6 protein-coding genes and 1 pseudogene are annotated in these 7,833 nt (G+C 67.8%); 5 read left to right on the top strand and 2 right to left on the bottom strand.

The window, feature by feature from the left end:
• The 5 genes and pseudogenes from AC13HU_RS03940 to AC13HU_RS03920 all read left to right on the top strand — a co-directional run.
• Positions 1-542, top strand: a pseudogene (locus AC13HU_RS03940) (hypothetical protein); the annotation flags it as partial.
• Positions 543-722: 180 nt separating this feature from the next.
• Positions 723-1,658 carry a DUF2637 domain-containing protein gene (locus AC13HU_RS03935; protein ID WP_483040304.1) on the top strand — a complete coding sequence of 312 codons (936 nt, stop codon included), beginning with the start codon at positions 723-725 and terminating at the stop codon, positions 1,656-1,658.
• Positions 1,659-2,186: 528 nt separating this feature from the next.
• Positions 2,187-2,582 carry a hypothetical protein gene (locus AC13HU_RS03930; RefSeq protein ID WP_483040303.1) on the top strand — a complete coding sequence of 132 codons (396 nt, stop codon included), beginning with the start codon at positions 2,187-2,189 and terminating at the stop codon, positions 2,580-2,582.
• Positions 2,582-4,333: a relaxase/mobilization nuclease domain-containing protein gene (locus tag AC13HU_RS03925; protein ID WP_483040302.1), complete on the top strand. Its 1,752-nt coding sequence runs from the start codon at positions 2,582-2,584 to the stop codon at positions 4,331-4,333. The genes AC13HU_RS03930 and AC13HU_RS03925 overlap by 1 nt, the downstream gene beginning before the upstream one ends.
• 43 nt (positions 4,334-4,376) lie before the next feature.
• Positions 4,377-4,802, top strand: coding sequence for a hypothetical protein (locus tag AC13HU_RS03920; RefSeq protein WP_483040301.1), 426 nt, complete (start codon positions 4,377-4,379; stop codon positions 4,800-4,802).
• A 428-nt stretch (positions 4,803-5,230) separates the two neighbouring features.
• On the opposite strand, the gene AC13HU_RS03915 is transcribed toward AC13HU_RS03920, so the two are convergent.
• Positions 5,231-6,508, bottom strand: coding sequence for a DNA adenine methylase (locus AC13HU_RS03915; protein WP_483040300.1), 1,278 nt, complete (start codon positions 6,506-6,508; stop codon positions 5,231-5,233).
• Positions 6,505-7,782, bottom strand: a complete 1,278-nt coding sequence (locus tag AC13HU_RS03910) for a hypothetical protein (protein ID WP_483040299.1) — start codon at positions 7,780-7,782, stop codon at positions 6,505-6,507. Before AC13HU_RS03910 ends, AC13HU_RS03915 begins: the two co-directional genes overlap by 4 nt.
• Positions 7,783-7,833 lie beyond the last annotated feature (51 nt).

Here is a 7,833-nt window from a genome sequence, read left to right as displayed (position 1 = left end):
CCACCCAACGGTCCAACGCCAGTGGGGCGTTGACTGAGCACCGCGATGTCGGGGAGGCAGGACGGGCGAAGCTCCCAGCGAGCGACGTCCCCCCGGACAACCAGGCCGCACAGGCGGCGGCCACCTTGTTCAGGGTGCTCCGGCCCGAACCGCGCCTGCGCCTCGGCACAGTTGAGGCCCTTACCCTCGCACCCCTCGTCTCGACCTGGCTGGAGCGCGGCTACGGCCAACGCGACCTGGCCGAAGCCCTCCTGCCAGGGCTCCCCACCCCCCTCTACTCGGCCGCAGCCCTCGTCCGCGACCGCCTGACCCGCAAGCTCCCACCAGCACCCGAACCAAGCGCCACGGCGAAGCCGAGCTGGCACGAGTGCGGCTCGTGCGCCCGACCGATCCCACACGAAGGGATCTGCCGTACCTGCGCGGGCCTGGCAGACCGCAGCGACGACACGGCAGCCCGCGCGAACATCGCCGCACGTGGCCGAGCCAGGGTCCGCGCCGCCCTCCAAACCGACGCCGCTCGGCTCCTTCCCGCCAGAGCCTGACCCCCCGCCGCACCGCCGTTTGCCGCTCATATGCAGCGGTCGATCGGTGCCGCGCTTCTCCGCCTCGACCCGCGCCAATCCGGTAGCTCGCCGGGCGCTTCCACCTGCGCCAACGCGCCGCTCCTGCCTGCTTCCGGCATGCCCTGGGGCACTACACCACCACCCCTGACTGGAGTTTTCATGGCCGCCACCGGACTTCCGCCCTCCATCCACGCGACCCCACCGCCCGAGCCCGCTGCCGGCCGCCGTACCTCCTGGTGGGACCCGCTCGCACTGATCCTGCTCGGCTTGGCCGGCGGCGCGCAGTCGTACGACGCCTTGCGGCAGATGGCCGTCGCGGTCCACGTCCGCCCGCACCTGGCCTACCTCTTCCCGCTGGTCGTCGACGGCTTCATCGCGTACGGCGTCCGTGCCCTCCTGGTCCTGCGCGACGCACCGTGGCCCGCTCGCGCCTACGCCTGGGCCCTGTTCGGCACGGCTACGGCAGCCAGCCTGTGGGCCAATGCCGTGCACGCCATCCGCCTCAACCAACCGGGCGTCCACACCTTGACCCTCGGCGACCACACCGTGGCGGTCCTGTCGGCGACAGCGCCGTTGGCCCTGGGCGGAGCCACCCACATGCACATCCTCATCAGCCGCCACGGCGGGAGCCACGTCCGTGCCGCCGGAACTCCCCCCACGATTCCGGCGACTCCGGCCGTGATTCCGGCGGAGGGGCAGGTCGCGGCGCCGCAGGCCGAGCAGGTGGGACAGCCTCCGGTTCGACCCACCGCGCCCGCCGGAACGGAAGACGGACCGGCCGCGCGGTTGGCGGTTGTCGCCGACCAGGGCGCCACGGCTCCTCCGACCATCGGGGAAAGCCCTGCTCACGGGGTGAAGGGCGCCACCGGCGAGCGCGGGCAGACGGGGCGGGGCGGGCGCAAACCGGAGGCGACGATCCAGCAGCTCGCTGAGATCATCCGCCGGGCCTATCCGGATTCCGGCCAGGTCAGCCGTGCGATGGCCCGCGAGGCGATCGAGGCGCGAGGAATCTCGGCAGGCAACGAGCGCATCGCCGAAGCCCTCAAGTCCCTTCAGGCCGGGGACGAAGCCCGATCCCATCCCAGCACCGAGTGAACCGGCCAGGTGGGGTGGCCTCGTCCGGCCATCCCACCCGGGCAGTACCCGGAGGCCAGATCCCTCCCGCCTCGCAACCGTCGACAGCCCCCGGAGAAACGCATGTCCAGCCATCACGACCCCTACGATCGCGCCGAGGACGATCCCGCCCCACCACGTACGCTGACCAGCAACGGAAGTGCCTACCCCCAGCCTTGCGGGGGAGCAAGCTTGGGCATCCGTGCCACCGTTGGCGGCCCGGATGCGAGTGCCCCCGCCCCAGGGGTGGCGAAGGCGGGTCCGGCGGGGGCGCCGAACCTGGACGTCGCGGCCGGGGGCAGCCGCGACTCGGACAAGCTCAAGCCTGTACAGCCGTCCGCCTCGCCGCGCGCTGACGCCGACCATCCGCACGTCCCAGCGCATACCGACGATGGCGAGCCCCTCACCCGCCGTCCCGTCGACCGGGTCAGCCTCGGCACGTTCCTGCACGACGGTGTGGCCGCCCTTGACCGTCCACGACTGCCGATCGACCACCCCGACAGTCGGCCGATGAAACCCAGGCGTCTGCGTCCACGTGGCGCGGAGCCTCGCGACCGGCACCGCTCCACCCGCTTCTCCGCCGCCGAGATCACGGTCGTCGAGCGTGCGGTCGCCGAACGGGGACCGTCGTTCTCCGGCTTCATAGCGGACGCCACCGTGGCGGTCGCCACCAACCGCATCGCGGCACTCCTTCCGCACGAGCGGGCGGAGCGCGCTCTCGGTGAGGAACTCGGCCGCGCCCTGTACGCACTCGGCAAGGTCGGCAACAACCTCAACCAACTCGTCCGGCAGGGTCACATGGGCGTCCTCGTGGAACCGGCGCGGGTCGAAGGCACCCTGGCCCGGCTGGACGACGTCATCGCCGAGATCCACGACGTGACCCTTCGCCTGAACGAAGCGGCCTGATGGTGCCCGACATCCAGCGGAAGCTCGGCTCAGACAGCCGGGGCCTGCTCGGCTACCTCTACGGTCCCGGCAAGCGCGACGAGCACCTCGACCCGCACCTCGTCGGCGCCTGGCTCGACCGTGGCGTGCCCGATCCCGGCCGCGACGAGCACGCGACGCTCACCCGCCTCGCGGACCTGCTGGACCTACCGGTCAACCGGCTTCGTGCGGAAGGCCGCACCCGCAAGGGCGGCCACGTGTGGCACTGCCCGGTGCGGACCGCGCCCGAGGACCGTGAACTGTCGGACGCCGAATGGGGCGAGGTCGCACGGCGGGTGGTGCACGCCACGGGCATCGCGCCCGACGGCGACGAGATGGCCTGCCGGTGGATCGCGGTCCGCCACGCCGCCGACCACATCCACATCATGGCCACCTACGTCCGCGAGGACGGCCGAGCCCCGCGAGATCACGGTGCGGCCCAGCGCGCGCAGGACGAGTGCCGCAGGCTGGAACGCGAACTCGGTCTACGACAGCTCAAGTCCGGCGACAGGACGGCCTCCCGCCGACCGACCAGCGCCGAGAAGTACAAGGCGGAGAAGCAGGGCTGGCAGCAGTCGTCGCGCGAGTGGCTGCAGGAGCAGATCCGCACCGCGCTCGCGCACGCCACCACGCCCGAGGGATTCCTCGACCTGCTGGAGACCGGCCTCGGCGTGAACGTCCACGTCCGCCGGTTCACGGCCTCGGGCGACATCGCCGGCTACAAGGTCAACCGGCCCGGCGACGTGAACAAGGATGGCAAACCCGTCTGGTTCGCGGCCTCCGACCTGGCCAAGGACCTGTCCTGGCCCCAGGTGAGCGAACGCCTTGCCGCGAGCCCGGCCCCGGAGGACCACCCGACCGCACGGCGCACCGGCCCCGAACACCCGCTGCTCGCCTACGCGGAGGCCATCGACGCCCAACTCGTCCCCGCCCTCACCGACGAGGCAGGGGACGCGGGAGATGCCGCCGCCCAAGCGCACATCGTCGCCTTCCACGAGAGCATCACCGTACTGACCCGGCAGGTCCCACCCGAGCTACGGCAGCAACTCCGGCAAGCGGAGCGGACACTCGCGCGAGCCACCGTCTCCCAGACCAAGGCGGAACACCGAGCCACCCGGGAGTTCCGCAAGACCACACGCGACCTCGTCTACCTGGCCACCAGTGGCAGCAACCCCGGCGAAGGGGTCGTCGCCATCGCCCTCGCCGCAACGATCTTCGCCGTACAGCTCATCGAGCAATGGCACACCCGCCGCTGGCACGAGCAGCAGGCAGACGCGGCCCGCAAGACCGTCGGCCAACTCCAGCAGGCAGCCGACCAAGCCGCACAACGCCCCCTCGCGGCCCTGGCCCAGCGCGCACCGACACCTGGCACCGAACTCGGCTTCGCTCACGACTTGGCCGCTGCCGTGCCGGAGCACGCCACACGCATCGCTGCCGACCCGCACTGGGCAGCCCTGGCCGGCGCTCTCTCCGATGCCGCCCAACGCGGACACGACCCCCGCCAACTCCTCCGCCAAGCGACCCGCCAGCGCGAACTCGACAGCGCGCGCAGCCCCGCTTCGGTCCTAGCCCTCCGCGTTCAGCGCCTCGGCCACCAGCCCGTCCCCAACCAACGCGCGGCAGCCGCGCGCCTGCGCACCCTCACCCACCAGGCCAACTCCCCAGCGCAGGAGCCCACCCCGCCGCCTGCCGCCGCTCTCCACCAACCCCGAGGAGGACCGCAGCACCGCTGATCTCTTCCACCGTTCACCTGCACCAGCAAAGGAAACGATCGACATGAACAGCTCCACCGACACCAACCCCGCGGGCTCCACAGCCCCCGCGCCGACGCCCTTCTGGCTCACCGATCCCGAAACGCGCTTCCGCATCGACGCCGCGGTGGAGGACCTCCTGGCCGTGACCTACTGGGCGGTGCAGGACGACGTGACCTTCCTCGAAGCCCTCGAATCCCTCGCCGCGACGGCCTGCGACGACCTCAAGCTGGACCGCTCCCTCGTCCCGCTGATCCAGATGCGGGCAGCGGCCTTCGCGGCACAGTGGGCGACCGAGGACAAGGACCCCGTCGACCCGCTGGACGATGAGTTCCCCCAACTCATAGCCGCCTTCGAGCAGTACCCCACCCCGGTCCAGGCCGCACTGCTCGACACCTACGAAGCCCGCTGCGACGTCTCGGGGGTTTTTGAACCCACGAGCCACGCCTGACAGAAGAAGTCCGATCCCCTGGGTCTGGGCCAGCGCGGTTCAGTCCCACACCCAGGATGGACCGGGCGGGGCCTGTGCCTCAAGCCGCATCCTTTCCCGTCCCTGCCGTCCTGGCGAAACTCAGCCTGCTGGATGCCAGACGGATCGCCGACCGTCGCCTCTACCTCGGCTCGGTGCCCGACCACCACACACGTTAGGGCCGGTGGTATCCGCTGACCGCGATCCTGGTGATGTGTGCCTGTGCAGCCTTCTCGGAAGCAAGAGCATTGACGAACTCGTCGAGTGGGGCCAGATCATCTCAAACATACTCCTGGTCCTGACCGGGATCCGCCGCCCACTGCTCAGATGGTGGCACGCCCCGTCGCCAGCCACGATCGGCCCTGTCTGGGGGCCGTTTACGCCGACGCCCTGAACCGAGTGGTGGGCTCCTACTTGGCCGACCGGCACCGCGCCGCAACCGAACCCGTCAAGTCCCCGTCGCACAGCGTGTCAACTTTAGTCCGACCTACTTGAGGCAACTCGCGCAGCTGATGATCTACGGGGACAGTGGATGTCGGAAGAGTAGTGATGAGGAGTTCATCGGCATTGCGTTTCCCCGTCTTACCGCTGGCGGAGTATCGCGTAGTTACCAAACGCTTCGTCAGGGTCCAGAAGTGCACCCCGAGTGTCTCCCGGTCCTCACGGCTGGGGGTCATGCGAGAATGCCCGTAGAGCCAAGGACTCTCGGTCAGCAGCGGGTTGTTATCATAGCTCAGGAGCCAACGGAACTGTGCCTTAGTGCGCAAGTAAATTGCAAGACGCACGTGCAGCATATGATCGTTCTTGTCGGCTCTGTCGCCGCCATATCCACCACTCATATCGAAAGACGTACGGTACAAGTGCGAAGCCTTGTCGATATACGGTGGGTCGAGGTAAGCAACGACGCGGGAAGGGAGCAGTTGCGGATAGTACTCGGGTACATCAGCGAGAGTCTGCTTCCAATCTTTGTGCCAAACATCGACGATTCGGCCGGTGTCGTACAAGTATCCGACGTATCGAAGCCGTTCCTCTAGAGATTCCGGATTCCACCGACATCCGATACCGTAAGGACTTTCCTGCTTGCGCCCACCAATTGGTCCTGCCTTGCCGTGGAGGATTCCTGAGAACGTTGTGCGGTTCAGGAATAGACACTGCATCGCCAACCCCAGCCGAACCGTGGCTGGCTTCGCGTTCCCAGCGGGTGCCCAAGAGCGCCAGTAGTCCCACCGTTCAACCGCGTCTGCTCCGCCGGGCTTGACGTATCGCCTCCACTCGTCATGCATCCGGTCGATCAGTGCCTCCGTGTCAGCCGCGGCGGCCTGCCAGAATGCAGTCACCAGCGGATCAACGTCGGCGAGCAGTACTCGATCAACTAGTCCCTGGCCAACGAGCCGCAAAGACGCTGACGCTCCACCGGCGAACGGCTCAACCAACAGGTTGATAGCCGGGACCGCACGCGAGCTCTTGGCAGCATCCAAGACCCGGGCGATCACTGGGGCAAGGGACGATTTTGCTCCCGGGTACCGTAGTGGCGACTGGTACCGGCTTGTCATGAGCACGTGGTCAACGGCGTCGAGAGGTGAGATGAGCTGGCGCGGGTTGTCGAGGATGTGCGTCGTGATTGTGGGCGTGGCGGCGTGAGCTGCACGCAGGGGTGCGACCGGCGGGACAGTCACATTCTCGATCATGGGGCAGACCGTACCTGAGCCGCTGGTCCACCAGGCGAGTCGAGACCGAGACGCTTGGTGGCTACGAGGCGGAGCACGTCAGTACCCACGCCGATCGGGAACGCGGCCCTGCCGTGAGCGGCCGCCACCGGGATGATGCCATCGACGTACATGGAAGAACCGGTGCGGTCGATCACGTCGAGGATCGCCGGCAGCGTCGGGTAGGCCGCCGGGTCGGCTTGCCCTCCGTTGGCATCGTACGGTGAGCCGGTTGGTGGTGGCACGGTCGGCACGACGACACGCCCGTCAAGCGCGCGATACACGAACTTGCGGCCCCAGTACGTCTCCTTGCCGTAAGCGCGGGCATTGTTGGCATTGACGACGCGAGCGATGATCTCTTCGTCGCATACCAACAGGTCACCTGGTCCGAGAATGTCGTGCCGGGCTAGTTGGCGTGCGTAGTCGACCAGAACTCCGGACTTCTCGATTCCACAAACGTACGGCGCTCTTCCCGGGGCGTTGCGGCCCATCGCTTGGAAGTACTCAAGGGCTCGCCCACGCAACTTTGCTGGTGTACCGAACACAGCAAGCGGACCGTCGACGATGAACAACGTTGTGGGCAAAGCTTTTTGACGCGACTGTTCCCATAGAAGCGTCGCCAGTCCGACCAGTACCAACAGCTCGATCACCGACATCAGCCGCCCGAGAGCGGACTGGTTACTGTCTTCTTCGCCAACCTCCTCGTGGATGCGAAGCACATCGGTGGGAAAAAGATGCACACCGCACGCATCGCAATCGGAGCCCGCAGGCGGTACAGGGATGTCCCTGTTGCAGTCCTGCGTCGGGCAGTTGACTGGCACTGTCGCGGCTGGATTACCTGGAGTGCCGTGAAGGAGGAAGAGCAGATCCAGCAGGGGCTGATCGAGCCGGTTGACGTCGATCTTCTTCTGGCGGAACAACTCGTTGAGAGCCTCGCGCCACGACGTCACAATGTCGACACCGGCGCGCGTGTACGCGCCGGAAACGGGCAGATCCAGCGTAACGAGGGCAGTATTGACTGCGCGCTCTATCATGTAAGGATCGACAAAATGTTCGGCTCGCTGCGACTCCAGGACGCCGAGGTCGACGTACGCAGCGGCCGCCTGTGCGAATCCGTAGAGGACTGACGGTAGGCCGTCACGCACCTGCTCGACGACGTACGAGCCGTCAATTGCCAATGCGGCAGCGAGGCGCTCTTGTGGAGAGGGGGCGGCGAAGTCACTTCGTGGACGGATTCGCTCACGGATCGTATCCACGTTTTGGATCGTCTCGGCCGGAACGTGGAATGTCCGCCGGTCCACGATGGC

The sequence above is a fragment of the Streptomyces sp. NH27 genome (assembly GCF_056859195.1).
This window is presented reverse-complemented; position numbering and strand designations above follow the sequence as displayed.